The sequence below is a fragment of the Arthrobacter sp. Marseille-P9274 genome (assembly GCF_946892675.1).
Taxonomy (GTDB): domain Bacteria; phylum Actinomycetota; class Actinomycetes; order Actinomycetales; family Micrococcaceae; genus Crystallibacter.
Genome location: NZ_CAMPOV010000001.1, coordinates 1,597,121 through 1,622,653, shown reverse-complemented (window position 1 = coordinate 1,622,653; position 25,533 = coordinate 1,597,121). Strand labels below are relative to the sequence as shown.

General features: G+C 67.2%; 23 protein-coding genes. 13 read left to right on the top strand and 10 right to left on the bottom strand.

Annotated features, from left to right (window positions below; all coding sequences use genetic code 11):
- Positions 1–5: 5 nt before the first annotated feature.
- Both lysX and OC550_RS07355 read left to right on the top strand, forming a co-directional pair.
- Positions 6–3,332 carry a bifunctional lysylphosphatidylglycerol synthetase/lysine--tRNA ligase LysX gene (gene lysX, locus OC550_RS07360; RefSeq protein WP_262104752.1) on the top strand — a complete coding sequence of 1,109 codons (3,327 nt, stop codon included), beginning with the start codon at positions 6–8 and terminating at the stop codon, positions 3,330–3,332.
- A 215-nt stretch (positions 3,333–3,547) separates the two neighbouring features.
- Positions 3,548–4,024, top strand: a complete 477-nt coding sequence (locus tag OC550_RS07355; protein WP_262104750.1) for a DUF4262 domain-containing protein — start codon at positions 3,548–3,550, stop codon at positions 4,022–4,024.
- A 38-nt stretch (positions 4,025–4,062) separates the two neighbouring features.
- On the opposite strand, the gene OC550_RS07350 is transcribed toward OC550_RS07355, so the two are convergent.
- The 3 genes from OC550_RS07350 to OC550_RS07340 all read right to left on the bottom strand — a co-directional run bounded on the left by OC550_RS07350 (position 4,063) and on the right by OC550_RS07340 (position 6,189).
- Positions 4,063–4,692, bottom strand: a complete 630-nt coding sequence (locus OC550_RS07350; protein WP_262104748.1) for an MBL fold metallo-hydrolase — start codon at positions 4,690–4,692, stop codon at positions 4,063–4,065.
- A gap of 2 nt (positions 4,693–4,694) precedes the next feature.
- Complete coding sequence (locus tag OC550_RS07345) at positions 4,695–5,780, bottom strand: S-(hydroxymethyl)mycothiol dehydrogenase (RefSeq protein ID WP_262104746.1); 1,086 nt, start codon at positions 5,778–5,780, stop codon at positions 4,695–4,697.
- Between the two features lie 151 nt (positions 5,781–5,931).
- On the bottom strand, positions 5,932–6,189 hold the full coding sequence (locus tag OC550_RS07340; RefSeq protein ID WP_005269209.1) for a mycoredoxin: 258 nt from the start codon (positions 6,187–6,189) through the stop codon (positions 5,932–5,934).
- Positions 6,190–6,289: 100 nt separating this feature from the next.
- Between OC550_RS07340 and OC550_RS07335 the strand changes: the two genes are divergently transcribed.
- Positions 6,290–6,997 (top strand): SOS response-associated peptidase, encoded by a 708-nt coding sequence (locus OC550_RS07335; protein WP_262104741.1) that lies wholly within the window; start codon positions 6,290–6,292, stop codon positions 6,995–6,997.
- Positions 6,998–7,016: 19 nt separating this feature from the next.
- Here OC550_RS07335 and OC550_RS07330 read toward each other — a convergent pair whose 3' ends face one another.
- On the bottom strand, positions 7,017–7,463 hold the full coding sequence (locus OC550_RS07330; protein WP_262104739.1) for a VOC family protein: 447 nt from the start codon (positions 7,461–7,463) through the stop codon (positions 7,017–7,019).
- A gap of 103 nt (positions 7,464–7,566) precedes the next feature.
- Positions 7,567–9,723, bottom strand: coding sequence for a VCBS repeat-containing protein (locus tag OC550_RS07325; protein WP_262104737.1), 2,157 nt, complete (start codon positions 9,721–9,723; stop codon positions 7,567–7,569).
- A gap of 275 nt (positions 9,724–9,998) precedes the next feature.
- On the opposite strand from OC550_RS07325, the gene OC550_RS07320 reads away from it, so the two are divergent.
- The 6 genes from OC550_RS07320 to pdxS all read left to right on the top strand — a co-directional run bounded on the left by OC550_RS07320 (position 9,999) and on the right by pdxS (position 18,184).
- Positions 9,999–10,313, top strand: coding sequence for a DUF6504 family protein (locus OC550_RS07320; protein WP_262104734.1), 315 nt, complete (start codon positions 9,999–10,001; stop codon positions 10,311–10,313).
- 44 nt (positions 10,314–10,357) lie between these two features.
- Positions 10,358–13,828 (top strand): DNA polymerase III subunit alpha, encoded by a 3,471-nt coding sequence (locus OC550_RS07315; RefSeq protein WP_262104732.1) that lies wholly within the window; start codon positions 10,358–10,360, stop codon positions 13,826–13,828.
- Between the two features lie 71 nt (positions 13,829–13,899).
- On the top strand, positions 13,900–15,918 hold the full coding sequence (gene thrS / locus OC550_RS07310; RefSeq protein ID WP_262104730.1) for a threonine--tRNA ligase: 2,019 nt from the start codon (positions 13,900–13,902) through the stop codon (positions 15,916–15,918).
- A gap of 107 nt (positions 15,919–16,025) precedes the next feature.
- Positions 16,026–16,541 (top strand): HIT domain-containing protein, encoded by a 516-nt coding sequence (locus OC550_RS07305; RefSeq protein WP_262106280.1) that lies wholly within the window; start codon positions 16,026–16,028, stop codon positions 16,539–16,541.
- 9 nt (positions 16,542–16,550) lie between these two features.
- Entirely contained in the window at positions 16,551–17,162 is a 612-nt protein-coding gene (gene pgsA / locus OC550_RS07300; protein WP_262104728.1) for a phosphatidylinositol phosphate synthase, read from the top strand.
- 107 nt (positions 17,163–17,269) lie between these two features.
- Positions 17,270–18,184 (top strand): pyridoxal 5'-phosphate synthase lyase subunit PdxS, encoded by a 915-nt coding sequence (gene pdxS / locus OC550_RS07295; protein WP_262104726.1) that lies wholly within the window; start codon positions 17,270–17,272, stop codon positions 18,182–18,184.
- A 125-nt stretch (positions 18,185–18,309) separates the two neighbouring features.
- On the opposite strand, the gene OC550_RS07290 is transcribed toward pdxS, so the two are convergent.
- The 3 genes from OC550_RS07290 to OC550_RS07280 form a co-directional block, all read right to left on the bottom strand.
- Positions 18,310–18,609, bottom strand: coding sequence for an SHOCT domain-containing protein (locus OC550_RS07290; RefSeq protein WP_262104724.1), 300 nt, complete (start codon positions 18,607–18,609; stop codon positions 18,310–18,312).
- 13 nt (positions 18,610–18,622) lie between these two features.
- Complete coding sequence (locus tag OC550_RS07285; protein WP_262106279.1) at positions 18,623–19,078, bottom strand: DUF6325 family protein; 456 nt, start codon at positions 19,076–19,078, stop codon at positions 18,623–18,625.
- Between the two features lie 119 nt (positions 19,079–19,197).
- Positions 19,198–19,647 (bottom strand): hypothetical protein, encoded by a 450-nt coding sequence (locus OC550_RS07280; RefSeq protein WP_262104722.1) that lies wholly within the window; start codon positions 19,645–19,647, stop codon positions 19,198–19,200.
- A gap of 198 nt (positions 19,648–19,845) precedes the next feature.
- Here OC550_RS07280 and OC550_RS07275 point away from each other — a divergent pair, with 198 nt between their 5' ends.
- Positions 19,846–21,216, top strand: coding sequence for a CapA family protein (locus OC550_RS07275; protein WP_262104720.1), 1,371 nt, complete (start codon positions 19,846–19,848; stop codon positions 21,214–21,216).
- A gap of 10 nt (positions 21,217–21,226) precedes the next feature.
- Here OC550_RS07275 and OC550_RS07270 read toward each other — a convergent pair whose 3' ends face one another.
- Together OC550_RS07270 and OC550_RS07265 are read right to left on the bottom strand one after the other, a co-directional pair.
- Positions 21,227–21,949 (bottom strand): type 1 glutamine amidotransferase, encoded by a 723-nt coding sequence (locus OC550_RS07270; RefSeq protein ID WP_262104718.1) that lies wholly within the window; start codon positions 21,947–21,949, stop codon positions 21,227–21,229.
- Positions 21,949–23,223, bottom strand: a complete 1,275-nt coding sequence (locus tag OC550_RS07265; protein ID WP_262104716.1) for a Mur ligase family protein — start codon at positions 23,221–23,223, stop codon at positions 21,949–21,951. The genes OC550_RS07270 and OC550_RS07265 overlap by 1 nt, the downstream gene beginning before the upstream one ends.
- Before the next feature lie 162 nt (positions 23,224–23,385).
- On the opposite strand from OC550_RS07265, the gene pdxT reads away from it, so the two are divergent.
- The 3 genes from pdxT to ruvC are packed head-to-tail and all read left to right on the top strand — an operon-like array spanning position 23,386 to position 25,404.
- Positions 23,386–24,051, top strand: coding sequence for a pyridoxal 5'-phosphate synthase glutaminase subunit PdxT (pdxT, locus tag OC550_RS07260; RefSeq protein WP_262104714.1), 666 nt, complete (start codon positions 23,386–23,388; stop codon positions 24,049–24,051).
- A 2-nt stretch (positions 24,052–24,053) separates the two neighbouring features.
- Entirely contained in the window at positions 24,054–24,812 is a 759-nt protein-coding gene (locus OC550_RS07255) for a YebC/PmpR family DNA-binding transcriptional regulator (protein ID WP_262104712.1), read from the top strand.
- Between the two features lie 16 nt (positions 24,813–24,828).
- Complete coding sequence (ruvC, locus tag OC550_RS07250; RefSeq protein ID WP_262104710.1) at positions 24,829–25,404, top strand: crossover junction endodeoxyribonuclease RuvC; 576 nt, start codon at positions 24,829–24,831, stop codon at positions 25,402–25,404.
- Positions 25,405–25,533 lie beyond the last annotated feature (129 nt).

Here is a 25,533-nt window from a genome sequence, read left to right as displayed (position 1 = left end):
GGAACATGGGTCGGTGGATCTCCCCGAAGCGGTCCGGCGGGCGCAGGCACCGTCGTCCGGGGCCCACGCCGGCGCAGGAGCGCTGGGCCCGGATCCTGACCTGGCTCTACGCGGTGGCGATGCTGACCGCCGTCGTCCTCTGGCTGGCCCGGCTCGCGGGATTACCGTCGCGGCTGCCGGTGGTGGTGGTGTTCGGGGCGCTCAACATTCCGCTGACGCCCTCCCTCGTGTCCATCGTGGTCCTGGCGCTCGTCACCGGCGCGCTTCTGCGGCGCCGCCGCGTGGCGCTGATGCTGCTGGCGGTCTTCGCCGTGCTGGGGCTGATCGTCTCGGCGGCTATCCTCGCCGGGCTGTGGGAAAGCCACGCCGGTAACCGACCGGCCGCAGCAGCGCTCGCCGTGGGTACCGCCGTCGAGCTCACCGGGATCGTTGCCTCCCTGCTGACCCTGTGGCTCGTGTGGTGGGTGCGTCCGGCGTTCCCGGCGCGGACGCGGGCCGGCGCTGCACGGGCGGCGGCCCTGACCCTGGCCGGCGGAACGGCGCTGTCCGTGGTGCTGCCTGACGTCCTGCTGCTCGCCGCGACCAGGACAGTTGGTGACGTGGACGTGCTCGGCTCGGCGGTGCTGCGGGCCCTGGGCCTGCGGGTTGCGCCGAACTTCCACCGGCAGATCCCCGAGGGAATCCCGCTGCTGACTTCGATCCTTCTGGCCGTGACGATCATGGCCACCGTCTTCGTCTTCCTGCATTCGGGGCGCAGGCCGGGCGCCTGGACGAGCGGCCAGGAGATCGCCCTGCGCGCCCTGCTTGCCGAGTACGGCGGCAACGATGCGCTCGGCTACTTCGCGACCCGTCGCGACAAGGAACTGATCTTCGCTCCGGACGGGCGCGCCGCCGTGGCCTACAGGGTGGTTGGCTCGGTGTGCCTGGCGGCGGGGGATCCGGTCGGGAATCGGGCGGCCTGGCCGCCCGCCGTTGAGGCATGGAAGCGCCACGCACGCCTATTCGGCTGGTCACTGGGCGTGGTGGGCGCATCGGAAGAGGCGGCCCGGGTATTTGCAGCGGCCGGGCTGGGGGTCCTGGCGCTCGGTGATGAGGCGGTCCTGTATCCGGACCGGTTCTCGCTGACGGACCGGACCTTGGCCGATGTGCGGCGCGCCGTACGCCATGCCCGCCGGGAGGGTCTTGAGGTCCGGATCCGGCGGCAGTCGGACGTGCCGCCGGCAGAACTGGCTGCCTTGGGGGAGCTGGCGGACCAGTGGCGGGGGAGCGCAAGCGACCGCGGCTTTTCCATGGCGCTCAACCGGTGGGGTGATCCCGCCGACGGCCGCTGCCTGATCGTGACCGCACATGCCGACGGTGCCGTTACGGGCCTCCTGTCCTTGGTGCCCTGGGGGAAGAACGGGCTGTCGCTGGATCTCATGCGGCGCTCGCCGGAGGCCGCCAACGGGACGACCGAACTGCTGGTCGCCCGCCTGCTGGAGCAGGCCAAGAACCTCGGGATCATCCGGGTTTCTTTGAACTTCGCGATGTTCCGCGGGCTGTTCGCCGAGGCCGACCGGCTCGGGGCCGGGGCGCTGACCCGGCTCAATACGTCCGTGCTGGGTTTCTTCGAACGGTTCTTCCAGTTGGAGCGGCTTTACCGGTCCAATGCCAAGTACCGGCCCGAGTGGTTCCCCCGCTACCTGTGCTTCGACGGTCTCCTAGTGCTGCCGCGGGTGGCCCTGGCTGCGGCGCAGGTCGAGGGTTTTGTGCCCGGGCTGTGGCACCGGGAAGCCCCGCAGCACCGGTTGACGGAAGCGGAGCTTGAGCTGGTCGGTGCCCTCGAGACTGCTCCGCCCCGCCAGCACGGCCCCGCCCGCCGGCTCTCCGCGCAGACCCGGCACCGGCTGCGCCACGCGCAGATGCTCCGGGATGCGGGGATGGAGCCGTACCCCGTTGGGATGGCGCCAGCAGTCTCGGTGGCATTTGTCGACGGTGGACAGGGGACGCCGGTCCGGGTGTTCGGGCGGATCCGCGGGCTGCGCCACCACGGAGGCGTGCTGTTCGCCGACCTCACGGACGGCGGGCGCGTGGTCCAGGCGGTGCTGGAGCGCGAAGTCCTCGGCACGGAGCGGCTTCGCCTGCTGAGCCGGGCGCTGGACGTCGGAGACCTCGTGGTGGTCACGGCCACTGCCGCGCGGTCCCGCACCGGTACGCCGTCGTTCCGGGTCTCGCAGCTGGAGATGGCCGCGAAGGCGCTGCATCCTGTGCCGTACGTCCGCGGACCGGCGGCGCTGCCGGGCGCCCGGCCGCGGCACAGGGCCGTGGACCTACTGGTGCGCCCGGCGGGATGGGACGTGCTGGTGCGCCGGGGTCGGGTCATCGCCGAGATCCGGCGCCTGCTCGGGGAGGAAGGCTACCGTGAGGTTGAGACGCCCATCCTCGCAGCGCCGGGCGGCGGCGCTCTGGCGCGCCCCTTCCTCACCTACAGCAACGCTTCCGGGACCGATCTGACCCTGCGCATCGCGCCTGAGCTCTATCTCAAGCGGTTGTTGGTCGCGGGATCCGGCCGGATCTTCGAGATCGGCCGTAACTTCCGCAATGAAGGGGCCGACGCCATCCACAGCCCGGAGTTCACGTCCCTGGAGGCGTACAGCCCGTTCGCCGACTATGCGGACATGAAAGAGCTGGCCGAGCGACTGATCAAGGCCGCGGCTAGGGAGGTTCACGGTGCGGCAATGGTGCCCCTGCGCAGGGCACATGCCCCCGGGGAGCCTCCGGAACTGACCGATGTTTCCGGACCGTGGGCGTGGGTCAAGGTCCTCGACGCCGTCTCCCGGGTCCTTGGCCAGCGCGTGTCCGTTGACTCGGACCCCGATCTCCTGGTGCGGCTTGCCCGCCGGCACGGGCTCCCCGTCGGCCCCGGCTCGGGTCCCGGAACCATGCTGGAGGAACTTTACGCCCGGCTCGTCGAACCGGCCACGGTCCTGCCGACGTTCTACTACGACTTCCCGGCCGAGAGCACGCCGCTGGCGGCCTCGCACCGCAGCGGCGCGGGCCTGGTGGAACGGTGGGACCTCGTGGCCAACGGGATGGAGATCGGCACCGGCTATTCGGAGCTGACGGACCCGCTGGAACAACGTCGCCGGCTCACCGAGCAGGCCCTTCACGCCGGCGCCGGAACTGGCGGCGCGGCCGGGGGCGACGAGGACTTCCTGTTCGCATTGGAAACCGGGATGCCGCCGGCCGGCGGGCTCGGGATCGGGATCGACCGGCTCATCATGCTGCTCGAGGGGGTCAGCATCCGGGAAGTGCTGAGCTTCCCGTTCACCAAACCGGGCGCCGGGCCCTGAGCGCTGCGGTCCGCGCGCGGGGGGCGAGAGGCCGCCGATGACGGACCACACCCACACGAGATAGGTCACGCAGACCGCCGCCCAGCCTAACGACGGCGAGCCGGTCGACCTCGGTGTCCCTGACGAAGTAATCCACAGGTGGATGGAGGCCAGTATCCTCGGCCGACGGCAGGGGGCCACACTGATCGCACAACAGGTCACCTCAAGGAGGCAGCATGTGCGATATCTGCAACGGCATGTCGATGCGGCAGCTCAAGGAAAAGATGCGGATGAACATCGCGCGGCATGGCTGGCACGCCGCGCTGGTGGAAGGCGGTCGGGATTTTCCCGCCTTCGGCTACACGGTGGGACTGACAGAGCTGCGGCACGCAGAGATCCTCATCACCGGCAGGGAGCCCCGGGAGATCTACCTGATGCTGGCCGAAATGGCGCACATGGTGCTCGGCCACGGCAGCCGGCTGCTGGCCACCCTCAACGTGCGGCTCAGTAGCCGGCGGGTCTACCTGGCTCCAATGGAGGAGCAGAAGGAAGTCCTGCTGTACGCCCACAAGCTGTACGGCCGGCGGCTGCGGGCGGTCCAGGCCGTGTGGGCCGACGACAGCGGCCAGCTGCCGTGGCAGCGGGACGTGGTCGACGTGCTGACCCAGCCCCTCTACGGCACGCCGCCCGGCCTCACTTCCGTGCAGGAATGAGGCCGGGCGGCGTGTCTCGGCGACGGCGCTCGTTCGGGTCAGTGGCCCCGGGCGATCCATTCGTCGAGGTGCGGCGCCTCGGCCCCTATGCGGGTGGCGTCGCCGTGGCCGGTGTTGACCGTGGTCTCGGCAGGCAGCGTGAGCAGGCGGCTCTTGATCGAGTCGATGATCGTCTCGAAGCTGGAGTAGCTGCGGCCGGTGGCGCCGGGGCCGCCGTTGAAGAGGGTGTCGCCGCTGAACAGCACGCCCTCGGACGGCAGGTGGAAGCACACGGATCCGGGGGAGTGGCCGGGGGTGTGCAGGGCGGTCAGGGTGGCTCCGGCAACCTCGAAGGTGTCGCCGTCGTTGATCGCGTGGTCCGGGGCGGAGTCGGGGAAGACTGCGTCCCAGAGCATGCGGTCGGAGTCGTGCAGGTAGACCTCAGCCCCGAGCAGCTGCCGGGTTTCGCCGACTGCCCGGATGTGGTCGTCGTGGCCGTGCGTGAGCAGGATTGCCTTCACTTTCCGGCCGCCCACGGCCTCGGCAACGTCCGACGGGCTGTGAGCCGGGTCGATCACAATGACCTCGGAATCGTCCCCGACGATCCAGACATTGTTGTCGACGTCCCAGGTCCCGCCGTCCAGCGAGAAGGTGCCGGAGGTGACGAGGTTCTCGATGCGGATGCTCATGGTTACAGTTCCACCACCGAGCGGAGGACTTTGCCTTCGTGCATTTTGTTGAAGGCTTCTTCGATTTGGTTGAGGGTGATGCGTTCGGTGACGAAGGCGTCGAGGTCGAGGTTGCCTTGTTTGTAGTGGTTGACGAGCATGGGGAAGTCCCGGCTGGGCAGGCAGTCGCCGTACCAGGAGGACTTCAGGGCCCCGCCGCGGCCGAAGACGTCGAGCAGGGGCAGTTCGAGGGTCATCTCGGGGGTGGGCACGCCGACGAGGACGACGCGGCCGGCGAGGTCGCGGGCGTAGAAGGCCTGTTTGTAGGTTTCCGGGCGGCCGACGGCCTCGATCACGACGTCGGCGCCGAAGCCGTTCGTGAGTTCCCGGATGGCTTCGACGGGGTCCTGCTGTTTGGAGTTGATGCCGTGGGTGGCGCCGAGGTGTTTGGCCATGTCGATTTTGTTGTCGTCGATGTCGACGGCGATGATCGTGGTCGCGCCGGCGAGTTTGGCGCCGGCGATCGCGGCGATGCCGACGCCGCCGCAGCCGATCACGGCGACGGATTCGCCGCGTTTGACCTCGCCGGTGTTAATCGCGGCGCCGATGCCGGCCATGACGCCGCAGCCGAGCAGGCCGACGGCGGCGGCGTCGGCGTCGGCGTCGACCTTGGTGCACTGGCCGGCGGCGACGAGGGTTTTCTCGGCGAACGCGCCGATGCCCAGGGCGGGGGAGAGCTCGGTGCCGTCTTCGAGGGTCATTTTTTGGGTGGCGTTGTGGGTGTTGAAGCAGTACTGCGGCTGGCCCTTGGCGCAGGCGCGGCACTGGCCGCAGACGGCGCGCCAGTTCAGGATGACGCGGTCACCGACGGCGACTTCGGTGACGCCTTCGCCGATAGCGGCGACGGTGCCGGTGGCTTCGTGGCCGAGGAGGTAGGGGAAGTCCTCGCCGATGCCGCCCTGCTTGTAGTGCAGGTCGGTGTGGCAGACGCCGCAGGTGAGGATGTCGACCAGGGCCTCTCCCGGACCCGGGTCGGGCACGAGGATCGTCTCGATGCTGACCGGGGCGTTCTTTTCTTTGGCAACAACGGCCTTGACCTTATGAACCATGCTGGGGGCAGTTCCTTTCCGCACGAGCCTGGGCGCCTCTCTCCGGGCGCCCCTGCCCTCATCTTAGGAACAGATGTGGCGAAGCCCGCAAAGACCGTCCGAATGGCGGCCGTTGCGGGCTTCATGCACGGCGGGTCTGTTCCCCGGAAACCTAGACTCCGAGGCGCTCCTTGACCTGCGACAGCGAGGGATTGGTGGCATTGCTGCCGTCCGGGAAGAGCACGGTGGGAACCGTTTGGTTGCCGTTGTTGATCTGTTCGACCAATTCCGCGGTGCCGGGCACGTCTTCGATGTTGATCTCGGTGTAGCCGATGCCCTGCGAGTCCAGTTGGGACTTCAAGCGGCGGCAATAGCCGCACCAGGTGGTCGAGAACATGGTGATGGTGCCGGGGGCGGGGACGAATTCCAAGGCAGCTCCTTCGGGGGGTCTTTGCCTACATCAACCGTCCCGGCGCGGCAAACATTCCCGCGCCGCAGCTGGCAGGCCGGGCCAGGCACATAATGGAGGCATGTGCGGCAGATACGTGATGGCCAGGAGCACTGGCGACCTGGTGGCTTCCTTCGATGTTGACGAGTCCTATGCCGAGGAGATCCTGCCCTCCTACAACGTTGCCCCGACAGACGAGGTCCCGCTGATCATCGACCGCCGGCACCCGGAACCGGAACAGGTTTCCCGGAAACTCGTAATGGCGCGCTGGGGCCTGGTCCCGCCGTGGTCGAAGGACCCGAAGTCCGGTGCGCGGCTGATCAATGCCCGCATGGAGACGGTGACGGAGAAGCCATCCTTCCGCAAGGCCGCCTCGCGCAAGCGCGCGCTGGTAGCTGCGGACGGATACTTCGAGTGGCAGAAGACCGCCGGCGGGAAAATTCCGACCTACCTGCACGGCGCCGAGGGTGAACTGCTGGCGTTCGCCGGGCTGTTCGAAAACTGGCCGGACCCATCGCTTCCGGAGGACCATCCGGACAAGTGGCTGAGGACCTTTACGATCATCACGACCGAGGCCGCCGACAGCCTGGGCCACATCCACGACCGCACACCCCTGATTGTTCCACCGGATCTCTACGCCGACTGGCTGGACCCGGGAACGACGTCGGAAGCGGACGTCAGGGCGCTGCTGGACTCCATGCCGGAACCGCATCTGGTGCCGCGGACGGTCAGCGACAAGGTCAACAACGTACGCAACAACGGCCCGGAACTGATCGACGAGGCGGCCTGACACCACGGGCAATCCCGCATTAAGGCGAGGGCATCCCCAGACTCACGTTGCCGCCGTCGTCCACGGAAAAGGCCGGATTGAACACGATGTCCCAGCGGAAGCCGTCCGGGTCGGCGAAGCAGCCGCTGTAGCCGCCCCAGGACTGTTGCCGGCCCGCCGACACGAGCTCCGCCCCGGCCGCGACGCCTTCGGCCAGCAGCCGGTCCACCTCTTCCGGCCCGGCGACGTTGCGGCCAAGGGACACGGGCGCCGCTGGACCCTGTGCAGGGTAGCCGACATCGCCGTATTCGCCGCGCATGCTCGCCACGTCCCACAGCGCGAGGATCTGGCCGTGGGCACTTTGGATGAAGAGGATTTCGCCTTCCTGTTCGGCCAGCGGCTTCCAGCCGAGGCCGTCGACGTAGAACTGGCGCGAGCGCGCAATATCGCGCACCCCAAGGGTGATGGCGGAAACGAGAGGTTCCATGGATCCATCGTTGCGCTGATGGCCGGGCGCAGCAAGGAACCCGGCCGGATCCGTCGCTGCGTCGAACAGCTGGGAAACCGGCCGGGCCCTTGGCAGCGCATGGCTAGGGGGCGATCGTCATCGTGCTCCAACCGCTGGCCCCGAGCTGGACGCGGGCACTGAGTCCACCGTTGGCGTTGCCGGGGTAGAGCCACAGCGTGCCCTTGGAATCGCGGGCCACCAGATCCATGGTGGCCCCGGAGTCAAAGGCACCCGGTCCGTTCAGGCCGCTCATCGCGTTCCAGCCGCTGGAACCCAGGAGCTTGCGGGTCCCGAACTTGCCGGCCCCGTTGCCGGGGTAGAGCCACAGCCGGCCGCTCGAGTCGCGGGCCACCAAGTCCGTAGTGCTGCCGGCGTCGAAGGTCCCGACGCCTGCCAGCTGGCTCATGGCGTTCCAGCCGCTGGCTCCGGCGACGATCCGCGTGCCGAACCGGCCGGACCCGTTGCCCGGGTAGAGCCAGAGGGCGCCGGCACTGTCGCGGGCGAGCAGGTCGACCCGTGTGTCGCCGTTGAAATCGCCGGGTGCCACGAGGGAACTCATGGAATTCCAGCCGGTGCCGATCTGCTGGCGGGCCAGGAGGCCGCTGGACCCGTTGCCCGGGTAGAGCCAGAGGACGCCGTCGGTGGTCCGGGCGATGATGTCGGAGTCGCCGTCGCCGTTGAAGTCGCCGGGCATCGTGATGGCGCTCATCGCGTTCCAGCCGCTGCTGCCGATGTTGATGCGGGTGCCGAGACGTCCGGAGCCGTTTCCGGGGTAGAGCCAGAGCTTGCCGTCGCTGCTGCGGCTGACCAGGTCCGGGTTGCCGTCGCCGTTCATGTCCTTCTGCTCGTCGGGCGTCGCCGAGGCCGGGGCCCCTGAGCCGATTCGCCAGACATAGGAGGCCGGTGTGCTGACATTGCCGGCGGTGTCCGTCGACCTCACGTTGAAGGTGTAGATCCCAGTGTCCTGGGCGTCGTAAGTCATGCCGGTAGCGCAGTTCCCCCAAGCGGAGTTGGTGGGCAGGAGCTGGCATTCGAAGGTGGCGCCGGCCTCGGAACTCGAGAAGTTGAAGGTCGGCGTGGTGTCCAGTGTCGGGTTCGATGGGCGGGTGCCCATAGTGATAGGTGCCGCGGTCGTGTCCACGGTGATGGCCAGTCCTCCGGATGCCAGGAACTGCGGAGCAGCAGGATCCGCCGGGAACGCCGGATTGGTGGTGCGGGCGGTGATGGTCCGCCTTCCCGGAGCAAGCGCCGTGGTCGTGACGACGCTGTAGGTGCCGCCGGTAGCCACGGCCGAACCGGCAGGGACGCCGTCGACCAGCACTTCCACGGTGCTGCCGTCGGCTGCCGAGCCGGTGAAGGTCGGGGTCGTGGCACTGGTGATGTTGTCCGTGGAGGAGCGTCCGGTGTCGCTGGCTACGGCCAGGTCCGGCATGGCCGGCGCGCCGTCGGTGGTATCGGAAATGACGCCCTGGACCGCGAAGGTGCTGACGGTCAGGGTATTGACTCCGGTGCCGCCGGCGTTGGGTCCGTCGACCCGCACGAAGTTGTTGCCGGAGGGTGCCCCGGTGACGGCGGTGGCAACGGTCGGGTTGCCGATTGTGCCGGCGGGAGGATTGACCTGGCGCAGGAAGGTTGCCGTGGTGCCCACGCCGTAGTTGCCGAGGAACGCCCTGCCGACGCCGTCCCAGTCGCAGGCGGGACCGGGCGCACAGAGGCCGGCGTCGATAGTTTCGTTGATGACGCCTTCGGCGTCCGCGGCGAACGTGTGGACCCCGTACGGGTGGGTGATGGCATACGACGCGTTTGGGGTCAGGTTTTCGAGCCGGAACCGCAGGCGGGAGAAACCGATCTGTTCCCCGGGCACGACGGCGTCGTTAGCGTGGGCGCCTTCGAGGGCGGCCTCGTAGAGTCCCAGGTTGCCCCCGCTGGCTTCGGCCACGTACCAGAAGGCCTCGTCCGGGAAATTGTCGGGGTAGGACGCCGGCCCTGCATTGGGCGGCGTAGCGAGGCAGCCGAGTTCCGCGGTGTAGCAGAACTGGAGCCTGACGGTGCCGTCGGAATACCACAATGGGTAGCCGTTGGCCGGATCAACGGGGCCGGCTCCGGGGAGCTCGGCGTGCGCCGGCGCTATCGATAGCGGGGCGAATGCAACGGCGAGAAGCGCGGCTGCGGTGATGGTGGTGGCGATTTTTTTCTTGGCTGGATTGCGGTGCGGTGCTGCCCTGTGTGCGAGTGGCATGGTCTTGCTCCTTTGAGGCGGTGTCCTCGGGCACCAAACGGCTGGTAGGCCAGTTGCGCAGGATGCGCTGCTGCAACTGTGGGCCCCGGTTATTGGATAAATCTTGGAGAGGACGGACGGCCCTGCGATTTTGTCAGAGCGGGCGCCTAGGCTGACTCTTGGATTCGAATACATATTCGATTAGAATGAAAGGGTCAAGCTTTTCGGCAGGCGTGTTGGCAGGAGCGCGCAGCCAAAGGTTTAGGCCCGTAATTCCAGAGGAAGGTGACTGGAACATGGGTGTTTTCAGCGAAACGATCGAAGTTGTTTGTTCTCCTGCCGGCCAGCCGATCAGGCTGGTGTGGCAGCACAGGACATGGCATGTCGCAGCGGACCCGGTGCGCTGGTACGAACGCCGCAAATGGTGGGCGGAGGAGCTGCGCGCCGAGCGCGGCAGGGGAGCCGGGCTGGTGGACTACGAGATCTGGCGGGTCCAAGCCAGGCTGAACAGCCGCTCGGCGTTGCGCACCTTCGATTTGTCACACCATGCCGACAGCGCGCGCTGGCGCATGATCCGCGTCCACGATGCCGTCCAGCGCCTGAGCGCCTAGCCATTGGCGGCCAGGCGGCGGCTCCATACCCCCCCGGATAGAAAATGAGCTTTACCCATCTGCATGTTTCATCCGCTTTCAGCGCACACTACGGGGTGTCCTGGCCGGATGAACTTGTCGCGGCGGCGGCAGGGGACGGGGCCGATGCCTTGGCCTGCACCGATCGGGACGGCCTGTACGGCACGGTCAAGCATGTCAGGGCCTGCCTCGCGGCCGGCCTGGATCCGGTTGTGGGGGCCGACCTTGCCGTCAGCGACGGTAAGGTCGGCAGCTCAGGACGGGTGGTCGTCCTGGCCCACGGACGAAACGGCGGCGCGGGCTACCACGCGTTGTGCCGGGTGGTTTCCGACGCCCACGAAGGGACCGCGGCCGGGAGGGGGAGCAAGCGGGGTCACGGACCGGCGGTGGAGATCGGACAGTTGGCCCGGCGCGCCGCCGGACCCGAGGGCGACTCCGGCCCGGTCCTGACCGTATTGCTGGGCCCCTATTCCGACGTAGGACAGGCGCTGAGGAACCGCAGCTACGCACAGGCCAGGGCGCTCGCAGAGCGGTGGCGCAGCCTGATGCCGCCAGGTGCGCTGGTCGTGGAAGCAGCCAGCCATTTAAGCACTCCCGGAGGCAACCTCAGCACGGCCCACGCGGTGCGGCTGTTCAAGCTCGCGGATGAGCTGAAGCTGCCTTCCGTGCTCACCAACGCGGTGCGGTACTGCCGGGAGGACGATGCCGCGACCGCGGACGTGCTGGATGCCGTGCGCGCCCTGACGGCGTTGTCCAAACTGCCGGACCTGCAGCCCAACGGCCAGGGCTGGCTAAAGAGCGGGAAGCAGATGAAGGCCCTGGCCCGGGAGATAGCGCGCGAAGCCGGTGCCGGGGCGGCGGGTGCCCGCAGGCTGCTGGCCACGACCGCCGCGGTAACGGACAGGTGCCGGATGGATCCGGTCGGGGACATGGGATACAAGCGGCCCGTCGTTCCGGAAGCTTCCGTCATCGGTATTACCCGGGAACCGGCGGCGGAACTGGTCCAGCGTTGCGAGGACGGCATCGGGCGGCGCTTCCCCGGGATCGGCGGCACGGCAGAGCGCAGGCTCAGGGACCGGCTCAGCCACGAGCTAAGCATCATCACCAGGCTCGGGTTCGCCCCGTACTTCCTGACGGTGGCCGAGGTGTCGAAAATGATCACCGGCATGGGCGTGCGGGCGGCGGCCCGCGGATCCGGCGCCTCAAGCCTGGTGAATTACCTGCTCAACATCAGCCACGTCAATCCGCTGGACCATGGACTGATCTTCGAACGGTTCCTCTCCCGGGACCGGTCCACGCTGCCGGACATCGACATCGACGTCGAAAGCGCCGAACGGCATAGGGTCTACCAGCAGATCTTCGACCGCTTCGGCGCGAAACGGGTCACGCTGATGAGCATGCAGAACGGTTACCGGGCACGTGGCGCCGTCCGGGACGCCGGACTTGCCCTGGGCATGGAGGAAGGGGAGATCGACGGGATCGCCAAACAGCTGTGGCGCTTCTCGGCACGGAATTTCCGTGAGGCGATGGAAGAGAAGCCCGAGCTGCGCGGGTTCTCCGCGCAGGTGGAACAGAACCGGCAGCTGGATTTGCTGGTGGACGTGACCGAACGGCTGGACCGGTTGCCGCGGCATATTTCGATGCATCCGTGCGGCGTGATCCTCGGTGACGAAACCCTGCTGGACCGTACCCCGGTTCAGCCCAGCGGACTGGGGCTGCCAATGAGCCAGTTCGATAAACATGACATGGATCCCATGGGCATGCTGAAGCTGGACGTGCTGGGGGTGCGGATGCAGTCCTCCATGGCCTACGCCCTGGAAGAGATTGCCAGGATCCATCCGGACAAGGCTGCCGTGGCCGCGGCGGGCCGGCACCCCGGATCCCTCGGCGGCGGCCCGGACTACATCGATGACCACGGGCGGATCGACCTGGAAGCCGTTCCGCTCGACGACGAACCGACCTACGAACTGATCCGCAGCACCTATACCCTCGGCTGCTTCCAGATCGAATCCCCGGGCCAGCGCGAACTGGTGGGCAAGATGGCGCCCAGGAACTTCAACGACCTGATCATCGACATCTCGCTGTTCAGGCCCGGGCCGATGAAGTCCGACATGGTCCGCCCGTTCCTGGAACACCGCCACGGCTGGGCCCCGGAGAATTATCCGCATCCCGACCTGGAACCGGTGCTGAAGGAAACCCATGGCGTGACGGTATTCCATGAGCAGGTCCTGAGGACCTTCGACGTCTTCACCGGCTGCGGACTGGCCAAAGCGGACGAATTCCGCCGGCTGCTGGGCGACGCAGCCGCCGAGCCTGCGGTGGAAGAACACTTCAGGCGCAAGGCCCTCGAGCGCGGCTACACGGCGGAAACCGTCGACAAGGTCTGGAACACGCTGAAGGCCTTTGGCAGCTTCGGGTTCTGCAAGGCGCACGGTGCGGCCTTCGCCGTGCCCACCTACCAGTCCGCCTGGCTGAAGACCCACCACCCGGAAGCCTTCCTGGCCGGGCTGTGGGAACACGATCCCGGCATGTACCCGCGCCGCCTGCTGGTGGCCGAAGCGCGCAGGATGGGGATCCCCATCCTGCCGCTGGACATCAACCGCAGCAGCGACAAGTACCGGGTTGAACGTGTTCCGGGCGACGGCGGCTCCGGCGGGAAGCTGGGAATCAGGCTCAGCCTCGCCAACATCTACGGCATGTCCGGGGCCGAGCTCAAACGGATCGTCCGCGGCCAGCCCTATGATTCCCTCGCCGATTTGCGGGCCCGCGCCAGGATCAGCCGGCCGACCCTCAAGCGGCTGGGCCAGTTGGGCGCCTTCGACGAGCTCAACCGGACAGCGGGCCGCCGGGACACTGCCACACGTGCGGACATCGTGCATCACCTGGACAAACCTCCGGTCCGCCCGGTGACGCGCAGGTATGAGCCCATCGAAGGCCAGCTGGCCCTGCCCCTGGGCGATCTTGAACTGCGCAACCTGAAGACGCGGCTACCGGAACCAACCACGCTGGAGAAGGTCAAAACCGAACTGGACCTCATGGCCGTGGATGTCAGCACCCACTTGATGGCCAGTTATGCCCCGCTGCTGAAAGAGCTGGGGGCCACCTCCGCGCAGGACCTGCTCTCCCTGCGCAGCGGCACCGAGGTGTTTGTTGCCGGCATCCGGGTTGCCACCCAGACGCCGCCAATGCGCGGGGGACGCCGCGTGGTGTTCATTAGCCTGGATGACGGCACCGGCTGCGTGGACTGCACCTTCTTCCACGAGGCCCAGGAGAAGGCCGGACCGCTGCTCTTCGGCACCCGGCTGCTGCTGGTCCAGGGCACCACTCGAAGGACCGGTCCGCGCGGCATCAGCCTGCAGGCCTCCAACGCCTGGGACCTGACCGAATACGGGACGCTGCCGCTGCCGGCACGCAGCCGGCCACAGCCTCAGCCCGTGCAGCCAACACTCCAACTGCCGGAGCGCCCAATGTTGGTTGGGCTCAATATCAGCGGATAACATCGAAGAGGCTCGCGGCACCCAAAGTACGGTGGCGCAACGAGAGCCCTCGCCAACCAAAGGAGACCTCCGTGTCAGCGCCCCAAACCATCACCCTCGTCGTCGACGGCGAAGAGAACAAGGTGACGACGGGCACTACCGGAACCGAATTGTTCGCGGACCGGCGCGACGTCGTCGTTATGCGCGTAGACGGTGAACTCCGCGACCTTGACCGCGAGCTGACTGACGGCGCCAGCGTCGAAGCCGTCACCATCGGCTCGCCCGACGGGCTCAACGTCCTGCGCCACTCGACGGCCCACGTCATGGCCCAGGCCGTGCAGCAGCTGCGCCCGGATGCCAAGCTGGGCATCGGCCCCTACATCAAGGACGGCTTCTACTTCGACTTCGACGTGGAGGAACCCTTCACCCCCGAAGACCTGAAGACGCTTGAGAAGATGATGCTCAAGATCGTCAACCAGAACCAGAAGTTCGTCCGCCAGGCCGTCACCGAAGATGAAGCCCGCCAGGCGATGGCCGGCGAACCGTACAAGCTGATCCTGCTCGGACTGAAGTCCGACGCGGACGAAGCCGGCGAAGGGGCCAACATCGAGGTCGGCGCCGGCGAAATCACCATTTACGACAATGTCGACCGCAAGAGCGGAGACATGATCTGGTGCGACCTGTGCCGCGGCCCGCACCTGCCCAACACCAAACTGATCTCCAACGCCTTCGCGCTCACCCGCACCGCTGCCGCCTACTGGCTCGGCAGCGAGAAGAACAAGCAGCTGCAGCGCATCTACGGCACCGCCTGGCCGACCAAGGAGGACCTGAAGGCTTACCAGGAGCGCCTGGCCGAGGCGGAGCGGCGCGACCACCGCAAGCTCGGTGCGGAGCTGGACCTGTTCTCCTTCCCGGACGAGCTCGGCTCCGGCCTGCCCGTGTTCCATCCCAAGGGCGGCGTCATCCGACGCACCATGGAGGACTACTCGCGCAAGCGCCACGAGCAGGCCGGCTACGAGTTCGTCTACACCCCGCACATCACCAAGGGCCACCTCTACGAGATCTCCGGCCACCTCGACTGGTACAAGGACGGGATGTTCCCGGCCATGCACATTGACGAGACCCGGGACCCCGAGACCTGGGAAGTGGTCAAGCCCGGCCAGGACTATTACCTGAAGCCGATGAACTGCCCGATGCACAACCTGATCTTCCGCTCCCGCGGCCGCTCGTACCGCGAGCTCCCGCTGCGGCTGTTCGAGTTCGGTTCCGTCTACCGCTACGAGAAGTCCGGCGTCGTGCACGGACTGACCCGCGTGCGCGGGATGACCCAGGACGATGCGCACATTTACTGCACCCGCGAGCAGATGAAGGACGAGCTCACCACCACGCTGAACTTCGTCCTCGACCTGCTCAAGGACTACGGCCTGGAGGACTTCTACCTGGAGCTCTCCACCAAGGATCCGGAGAAGTTCGTGGGATCGGACGAGGCCTGGGAGGAAGCCACGCGGACGCTCGCCGAGGTTGCCGAGGCGTCCGGCCTCGAGCTGGTTCCGGACCCGGGCGGAGCTGCCTTCTACGGGCCGAAGATTTCCGTCCAGGCCCGCGACGCGATCGGCCGGACCTGGCAGATGTCCACCATCCAGCTGGACTTCAACCTGCCCGAGCGCTTCGAACTCGAATACCAGGCCGCCGACGGCACCCGCCAGCGCCCGGTCATGATCCACCGCGCGCTCTTCGGCTCCGTGGAGCGGTTCATGGGCGTGCTGATCGAGCACTACGCCGGCGCGTTCCCGGCCTGGCTCGCGCCGGTGCAGGTTGTCGCTGTCCCGGTGGCGGACGCGTTCAATGACTACGTTTCCGACGTCGTGGCGAAGCTGCGGGCGCAGGGCATCCGGGCCGAGGCGGACCTGGGTACGGACCGCTTCCCGAAGAAGATCCGCACCGCCAGCAAGGAAAAGATCCCCTTCGTCCTGATCGCCGGCGGCGAGGACGCCGAAGCCGGTGCCGTGTCCTTCCGCTTCCGCGACGGCAGCCAGGACAACGGGATTCCGGTGGACGAGGCCGTGGAGCGGATCGCAGCGGCCGTCCGGAACCGGGACGTCCAGCCGTGACGCCAGATCAGCAGGCACCGGGGACCGTGCCGGACCCGGCATTCGCCGCGGGCCGTCCGGATGCGGGCCGCCCCGAGGCAAACGGGTCGGCGACGGATGACTTCGAACTGCCCGGCGTTCCGGACGCGTTCCAGCGGCTCTGGACCCCGCACCGCATGGCCTACGTCAAGGGCGGCCAGCACCAGTTCAAGGGCCAGGACGACTGCCCCTTCTGCGTGGCTCCGGGACGGAGCGACGAAGAGTCGCTGATCGTCTACCGCGGCCGGTTCAACTATGTGGTGCTCAACCTCTTCCCGTACAACCCCGGCCACCTGCTGGTGTGTCCGTACCGGCACGTTCCGGACTACACGGACATCACCGCGGAGGAGACGGCCGAGTTCGCAGAGCTCACGCAGACGGCGATGCGCGTGCTGCGCAAGGTCGCCAACCCGACGGGCTTCAACCTCGGCATGAACCAGGGCGTCGCCGGGGGAGCGGGGGTCGCCGCGCACCTGCACCAGCACGTGGTGCCGCGCTGGGGCGGTGACGGCAACTTCCTGCCCATCATCGCCCAGACCAAGGCCATCACGCAGACCCTGGACGAGGTCCGGCTGCAGGTGTCCCAGGCTTGGCCGGCCGGGTAACGGTAGCGGATGCTCAACAAGTACGCACGCGGCTTCTTCGGCCGCCTGTTCTCGCCTGTGGCCAAGCTGCTGCTGCGCTGGGGGATTTCCCCCGACGTTGTCACCGTGGTCGGAACGATCGGCGTCTGCCTCGGCGCGCTGATCTTCTACCCGATGGGCGAGCTGTTCTGGGGCACCGTGGTCATCACCGTCTTCGTCTTCGCCGACATGGTGGATGGACTGATGGCGCGCATGCAGGACCGCAGCAGCCGGTGGGGCAGCTTCCTGGACTCGACACTGGACAGGCTGGCGGATGCCTCGGTGTTCTCCGGCGTGGCCATCTGGTTCTTCACCGGCGGCGCCAACACGGCCATCGCCGTGGTCTCGCTGGCCTGCCTGGTCCTTGGCATGCTCGTCTCCTACGCCCGGGCGAAAGCCGAATCGCTCGGCTGTACTGCCGACGTCGGTATTGCCGAACGGTCCGAACGCCTGGTGGCGGTGCTGGTCTTCACCGGCTTCACCGGGCTCGGACTGCCGCCGGTGGTCCTGCTGGCCGTACTGCTGCTGCTGGCGGCGGCGTCCTTCGTCACGGTGCTGCAGCGCATCGGCACGGTCTACCGCCAGGTGCGCGCAGCCAACTGACGCGGTCCCGGCAGGGCGGACTTCAGAGGCCGTCATGCGGTGAGGTAGCGCACGCAATGCGGCGTATGATGAGATGTACTCTTTTCACCGATATCTAGGGGCTCTTTGTGTCCAGCAGTGAAGCTACTTCATCTCACGCGCCGGTAACCGGCAGCAGCCGGGTCAAGCGCGGCATGGCGGAGATGCTGAAGGGCGGCGTCATCATGGACGTCGTCACTCCCGAACAGGCACGCATCGCCGAGGATGCCGGCGCCGTGGCCGTCATGGCGCTTGAGCGGGTTCCCGCCGACATCCGCGCCCAGGGCGGCGTTTCCCGCATGTCGGACCCGGACATGATCGACGGGATCATCGAGGCCGTGTCTATCCCGGTGATGGCCAAGGCCCGCATCGGCCACTTCGTCGAGGCTCAGGTCCTGCAGGCCCTCGGCGTCGATTACATCGACGAGTCCGAGGTGCTCACCCCGGCCGACTACGCCAACCACATCGACAAGTGGAAGTTCACCGTTCCCTTCGTCTGCGGCGCCACCAACCTGGGCGAGGCCCTGCGCCGGATCAACGAGGGCGCGGCCATGATCCGCTCCAAGGGCGAGGCCGGCACGGGCGACGTCTCCAACGCGACCACCCACATGCGCCAGATCCGCTCCGAGATCGCCCGCCTGACCACCATGGCCGAGGACGAGCTTTACGTTGCCGCCAAGGAACTGCAGGCACCGTTCGAACTGGTCAAGGAAATCGCCGCGACCGGCAAGCTCCCGGTGGTGCTCTTCACCGCCGGCGGCATCGCCACCCCGGCGGACGCCGCTATGATGATGCAGCTGGGAGCCGACGGCGTCTTCGTCGGCTCCGGCATCTTCAAGTCCGGCAACCCGGCAGAGCGCGCCGCGGCGGTCGTGAAGGCCACCACCTTCTACGACGACCCGGACATGATCGCCAAGGTCTCCCGCGGCCTGGGCGAGGCCATGGTCGGCATTAACGTGGACGAGATCCCGCAGCCGCACCGCCTCGCCGAGCGCGGCTGGTAAGTACTGACGACGGCGAACGCCCGGCGCCGCAGCCTAGCTGCGGTTCCGGGCGTTCGTCTTAACAAGCCGGTGTGATGAGCCCGCGTCAATGTGCGGTCCAGTGATGATCGGGGCAGCCGCCGGTTTCAGCCAGCCAGGATTTTCGCTTTCTGCGCCTCGAACTCCGCCTCGGTCAGGACTCCTTGCGCTTTCAGATCGCCCAAAGTCTTGAGCCGTTCGAGCGGATCAGCGGCCGGCGCAGCCGCCTGGGCCGCTGCGGTCTCGTACTGCGGTTGTGCGGGCTCGTACTGCGGTTGCGCGGTCTCGTATTGCTGCTGCTCCTGGGCATTCCAACGCGCCTGTTGGCGGCGCTGTACGCGACCGCTCACGGCCGATGCGGTGCCGGCGACAACTGCCGTGCGTGCTACTCCTCGTAACAGTCCCATGTCTGCTCCCTCCTCACACCGTCGACTCGGATTCCAGCGCGTCGAGCGCGGCCATGACATCCTGAGCTGGAATGCGTGCACTTGCGATGACTTCGCCTCCGGCCTCGCGCGCTGCAGCAATGAACGGTATCGCCCACAGATTCTCGTAGACGATGAGCGCAGCTGCGGTACCCGCTTCCATGGCTTCAGCCGCTTCGGCAATTTCATCGTCGCCCATGAGGCCGGAACGAACCGAGGCCAGGGATGCAAACCCTTCCAAGCCGTCGGTTGTTTCTTCTGTCAGCTCGACGCCGGTAACCGAACCATCCGCATCTTTCGCAATGATGATGAGGTCGTAGACCCAGACCACCTTCCGCTGGATCAGGTCCTTAAGCGCTTCAGCGGTGGCGCCGCTGCCGGTCCGTTCCAGTGGAAACTCGATCAACACGAAGTCGATTGGGCCGTGCACATCTGTTGTTGCCACGAACATCACCCCTGCAATTTGATTGGTCGTCCAAAGACCTGCCCAGTGTAGTTTTCGCTTCACGCCCGAGGCATCACCCCGGCAGAATGATTTTGGCCGGCTGCGTCCCGTAGCAAACAGCGGAATCAGAATGGCCCGCGCGCCCGCAGGTCGCGGGGGTGGGCCAGGACGGCCCAGATGATGACCACGTCGAGGACGATGATGATGGCGCCCCACAGCGGGTAGTACGGCAGCCACATGAAGTTGAGCACCGCGCTCAGCGACGCCAGCACTACTGCCAGAATGCGGGCCCAGACCGCGCCCCGGAACAAGGCGGCCCCGCCGAACACCAGGAGCACGCCTCCGAGCAAGTGGATCCAGCCCCACGAGGTCACGTCGAACTGGTAGATGTACTCCTCACCGGCGACGTAGAACGTGTCGTTGAACAACGCCACAAGTGCCTGGAGGATGTGAAAGGCACCGGCCACGATCATGATGACCCCGGCGATGAGGATCGTCCCGGCGGCCGCAATGCTATACTCCCGGTCGGCAGGCCGCCCTGAATCGGTGGTCCTCCCCACGGAATTGCTTGCCATGGTGATGGTCCTTCCCTCGTGCGGTGCGCCGGTTGCAACCTGGCTGTGTCACTGGAGATCCGGCCCACCCGCAATAAGTCCACCTCGGTGCCGGTCGACTTTCCTCATCCTCGCTGGATGATCCTGATGCACTTGCCCGCCGTGCTGTTTACCCGCGTGCCGCCGCATTCAGGATCTCTGCGGGAATACACTGGCGGCATGATCCGACGGCAGGCCCAAGGGCGCGGTCCCGACCCGCGGGCCACGCGCACGTACGCGTCGCCGCTGCCGGCCAGGAGGGCGGCTGCACTGACTGTGGCTGCACTGACGGCGGCGGGCCTGCTTATGGCGGGCTGCACCAACGGGCCGGTGGTTGGGGAAACGGACCACGGCGCGGCGGAAACGGAACCCGCAGCAGGGCTTGCCGGGCCGGGCACGGAGGGGAGTGGCCCCGTCGGAGAGGCGCCGCCGTCGTCCTCTGCAGCGGATTCCGCCCCGGAACCGGCGGAGACAGCCGGTGCGGGTCCGGACTGTCCGGGAATCCGGTGTACCACGGTGGCGATGAGCGGTGACCTGCTGCTGCACGAGGCGCTGTGGGAGCAGGCCGCGCAGGACGCCGCGCAGACCGGCAATGGAAAGCTGGATTTCGGGCGGGTCCTGGGCGCGCAGGAGCAGTACCTGGAGAGTGCGGACCTTGCCATCTGCCAGTTGGAGACACCGCTGGCCGACGCAGCCGGCCCATATTCCGGCTATCCGGCCTTCAACGCCCCGCCGCAGATCCTCGATGCCGTTTCCGCTGTTGGCTACGATGCCTGCACCACCGCCAGCAACCACAGCATTGATCACGGCACGGCCGGCTTGGAGCGGACCCTCGCCGCGCTGGACGCCCGCGGCCTCGAGCACACCGGGTCCTACCGCAGTCCCGCAGCGGCCCGGCAAGTGCTGATCGTGGACACTCCCGCAGCACGCGTCGCCGTCATCACCGGCACCTTCTCGCTGAACGGGTTGGAGCCGGAGTCGGCGTGGCAGGTGGACCTGCTCGACCCCCAGGCCATGATTGCGAAGGCCAAGCAGGCCAGAGCGGAGGGGGCGGATATCGTTCTGGGCGCTATCCACGCTGGGGACGAATACACCGACTATGCGAACGCACAGCAGCAGGAAACCGCGCACTTGCTGGCTGACAGCGGCCAGTTCTCCTTGGTCTACGGGCATCACAGCCACTCGGTCCAGCCGATCGAGCGACACCACAACACCTGGATTGCCTACGGGCTGGGCAACACCATTGCCGCGCACGCCACCGACAACATCGTCAACACCGAAGGCTTGATGGTCCGGGCACAGTTCAGCCAGGCGGTCGAAGGAGGGGCGTGGGACGTGGCACGGCTGGATTGGCTTCCGGCCACGTTTGATGGACCGCAGCATCGCTGGTGCCCGGTGGCGGCCGACAGGCTGGATGCCGCTGCCGCAACGGGGCGGTGGTGCATCTCGGAACAGGCGGATACAGCCAGCCGCGGGCGGACCAAGGCAACGGTGGGATCGATGGCCGGCACAAGCGGAATCGTCCGCGAGTGGCTGCTCAGCGAGGACTGACCGGAAAGGCTCAGCGCGGGCGGGCCGCAGCGTCGGAGCGTGCGGCCGCCTCGTAGGGGACCTCCAGAGCAACGTCATTGAAAGTGCCGTAGCGACGCTCGGCCGCATGGCGCACCAAATAGTCGGCCACCGCAGGGTTCTTGGGCAGCAGCGAACCGTGCAGGTAGCTGGCGACGACGTTCCGGTAGCGCGCGCCCTCCGTGCCGTCCTGGCCGTTGTTTCCCTGGCCCTTGGTGACGGTGCCGAACGGTTGCACGTCCGGGCCCAGCGTGGTCAGGCCGCTGTGGTTTTCGTAACCGATCACGGTGCCGAACTCACTGCTCTCCAGCACCGTGTTGCCGATCAGCCGGGTGGGTCCGCCCACGGTTTCGGCATCCAGCAGCCCGATGCCGGTGATGACCTCGCCGGTGTGGGTGGTGAACCGGTGGCCGAACAACTGGTACAGGCCGCAGATGGCCAGCATGGGCACGCCGTCGTCGGCCAGTTCCCTGAGCCGGCCGCCCAGTCCCAGCAGATCCGACTGGATCTTGTTCTGGCCGGAGTCCTGGCCCCCGCCGCCGACGATCAGGTCCACCTGCTCCGGGAAGCTGTCACCCGGGTTGTATTCGTGCAGGCGCACGTCGTAGCCGCGCAGCTGGAGGCGCTTGCGCAGGACCAGGACATTGCCCCAGTCGCCATAGATGTTCATGTCCCGCGGGTACAGCTGCAGCAGGTCGATCACCGGTGCGTCCATCAGGAGACCACCTCCACTTCGGTCAGTTTGCCCAGCTCCCGGCGCAGCGCGAGCATGGCGGTGTAGGTGCAGTAGATGCGTTTGGGCTGCTCGGGCCCGAGCTCGATGAACCGTCGCAGCGATGCCGTCAGGTCGGTGTCGACCCGGCCCACAGGCACATCTTCGTAGAACAGCCGCAGGGCCATATCGTTCGCGCGGACGCCGCTGACTTCGTCTACGCCGGCTTCGGCAAGCGAGTCGAAATCCACGTCCCAAAGCCAGGACATGTCGCGGCCGTCCGCATAGTTGTCATTGATCGCGATCATCGTGCGGAATCCTGCCGCGGGGAAGGACTTCAGCGCCAGGCGGAAGCCTGCCGGGTTCTTCACGAGCACCAGGTCCAGCGGCTGGCCGTTCACGGTCAGCGATTCGCCCCTTCCGAACGCCGGCGTGACGGCCTCCAGCGAACGGAGCAGCGCGGCCTCGTCGGCGGCCTCTCCGAGCACCGTGCGGGCAAGGGCCAGTGCTGCGGCCGAGTTGTAGACGTTGTACACGCCGGTGAGCTTCAGCCGCGCGTCAATGTCCCGTCCGTTCACCGTGAAGGTTGCGGCGGGCCCGTCACACGCAGAGAGAACGACGTCGGCATCCGGCAGCGCGGCGATCTCACCGGCGGCGCCTGAACGCATTTCGTCGTCGCTGGGGAACATCTGGCGCAGGCCGGGGGCCAGTCCGAAGTACCGGATTTCAGACGCAGTCACCGCTTCGGCGAGGCCGGCGATCCGGTGGTCTTCGCGGTTCAGTACGACCGCTTCGGTCGTCGCCTCGGCGATCTTGCGGAGGAAACCCGCCGTCGTTTCGATTTCGCCGAACCGGTCCAGCTGATCGCGCATCACGTTGAGGAGCAGGCTGTAGCGCGGCGGGACAAGCTTCACGAAGTGGACGGCGTGGGCCTCGTCGAGTTCCAGCACGGCGATATCCGCGCCGAGCTTGCCCGCGGGGTTCGATTCGCCCAGCACGGCGGCGACGACGCCGCGAGTGAAATTGCTGCCGGTGCGGTTGGTGAAGACCTTCAGCCCCTGGCCCTGCAGCAGCTCGACGACCATCTTCGTCGTCGTCGTTTTGCCGTTGGTCCCGCTGATCACCACGACCCCGTGCGGCAGCCTGCCCAGGGTGCGGGGCAGGAAGTCCGGGTCGATCTTTTCGGCGATCAGGCCGGGGAGGGCGGAACCACCTCCACGTAGCTTCGCCACCACCCGGACGGTCTTTCCGACAACGGTCGCTAGGAGGTGTCGCATGACTAGAAACTATACAAGCTCCCGCCGGCGGGACCGGCTAAGGGCAGCCGCAGGCGCGGTGCACTGCCGCCGGTTCGCCTGCGGGTGCACGGGGAGGATAATGTTTTTTTCCTGGCCGGATCCCGGCCGTTGCCCCGTTGACACTGGAAAAGGAAACCCTGCGTGGTCAAAATCGGCGTGCTCGCCCTCCAAGGAGACGTCCGCGAACATCTAGCTGCCTTGGTCCACAGCGGCGTCGAGGCGGCCACCGTGCGACGCCCTGCGGAACTGGACGCCGTGGACGGGCTTGTCATTCCCGGCGGCGAGTCGACCACGATCGACAAGCTCACCCGGATCTTCGAGCTGGCCGAACCGCTGAAGGAGCGGATTGCCGCGGGCATGCCCGTCTACGGATCGTGCGCCGGGATGATCATGCTGGCCGATGAAATCGCCGACCCGGCCACGGACCGGCAGGGAAATCCGCAGCAAACGCTCGGCGGGCTGGATATTACCGTTCGCCGTAATGCTTTCGGCCGCCAGCGCGAGTCGTTCGAGACGGATTTGGCCTTCTGCGGGCTCGAGTTCAGCGCGGCTGTGCCGGGGACCGAACCGGAGCCCGTCCACGCCGTCTTCATCCGTGCCCCGTGGGTCGAACGGGTCGGCGAGGGCGTAGAGGTGCTGGCCCAAGTCCTGCCGGAAGAGGCGTCGCACACAGGAACCCTGCACGGGACAGCTAGAATTGTCGCAGTGCGTTCGCGGCACCTGCTGGCGACATCCTTCCACCCGGAAGTAACGGGGGAGCGCCGGATCCACGAACTTTTTATCAGAATCGTTAGAGGAGAAGCGTAAGCATGTCGGGACACTCCAAATGGGCGACGACCAAGCACAAGAAGGCCGTCATCGATGCCCGCCGCGCCAAGTCCTTCGCCAAGCTGATCAAGAACATCGAAGTCGCCGCCCGTGCCGGCGGCGCCGACATGTCCGGCAATCCCGCCCTTGAACTGGCAGTCCAGAAGGCCAAGAAGACGTCGGTCCCGAACGACAACATCGACCGGGCGGTCAAGCGCGGCGCCGGCCTGACCGGCGAGGCCGTGGACTACCAGGAGATTATCTACGAAGCCCGCGGCCCGCAGGGTTCCGCCCTGCTCATTGAGTGCCTGACGGACAACAAGAACCGTGCTGCTTCCGAGGTCCGCCTAGCGATCACCCGCAACGGCGGCACCGTGGCGGATCCGGGCTCGGTGAGCTACATGTTCAGCCGCAAGGGCGTCGTGAACCTGCCGAAGAGCGACCTGGGCGAGGACGATGTCCTGATGGCGGTCCTGGACGCGGGGGCCGAGGAGGTCAAGGAATCCGGCGGCAGCTTCGAGGTCCATAGCGAGCCCACGGACCTGCGTGCCGTGGTGGCCGCCCTTGAGGAAGCCGGCATCGAGTACGAGACCGACGAGATCGAGTTCGTCCCCTCCATGGAGGTCGACCTGGAACTGGACGCGGCGCGGAAGTTCATGAAGCTCGTCGACGCGCTGGAAGACCTGGACGACGTCCAGAACGTGTACTCCAATGCCGAACTGTCCGACGAGGTCATGGCCGCACTGGATTCCGAAGACTGAGCCGGGCCAAGACCGGATGACCCTGCGTGTCCTGGGTATCGACCCCGGCCTCACGCGCTGCGGTTTCGGCGTCGTCGACGTCGAGCCGAACCGGCGCGCCACGCTGGCCGGAGTCACCGTCGTCGGCACCTCCGCCGATGTGCCGCTCGAGCAGCGCCTGCTGGCCATCGCGACGGCCATCGACGAATGGCTGGACCGCTACACGCCTGACGTCTTGGCCGTGGAGCGCGTCTTCAGCCAGCTCAACGTCAGCACCGTGATGGGTACCGCCCAGGCATCGGGCATCGTGATTACGGCCGCGGCGCGCCGGGGCATCACGGTCGCACACCACACGCCCACCGAGGTCAAGGCCGCCGTTACGGGTAATGGACAGGCGGACAAGGCGGCGGTGACCAAAATGGTGACGCGCATCCTCCGGTTGGACACGCCGCCGCGCCCGGCGGACGCGGCGGATGCCTTGGCGCTGGCCATTACCCACGCCTGGCGGGGGAGTGCGACGACGGCGTCTGCCGCGGCAGGGGGGCGTTCCCTAACACCGGCCCAGCGCGCCTGGGCAGAGGCGCAGTCCCGGGCCCAGCGCAAGAAGTGGTGAGCCGGCCACCGGCTCCCGGTGTCCGCCCGGCGCGGCAATCGGGCTGAATGTCCCCGGCAACGCGTAGGCTGTTCGTAAATATGTTCGGAGAAACGGCGCCGTTGGAGGCGGCCGGTTTCCAGCCCTGCG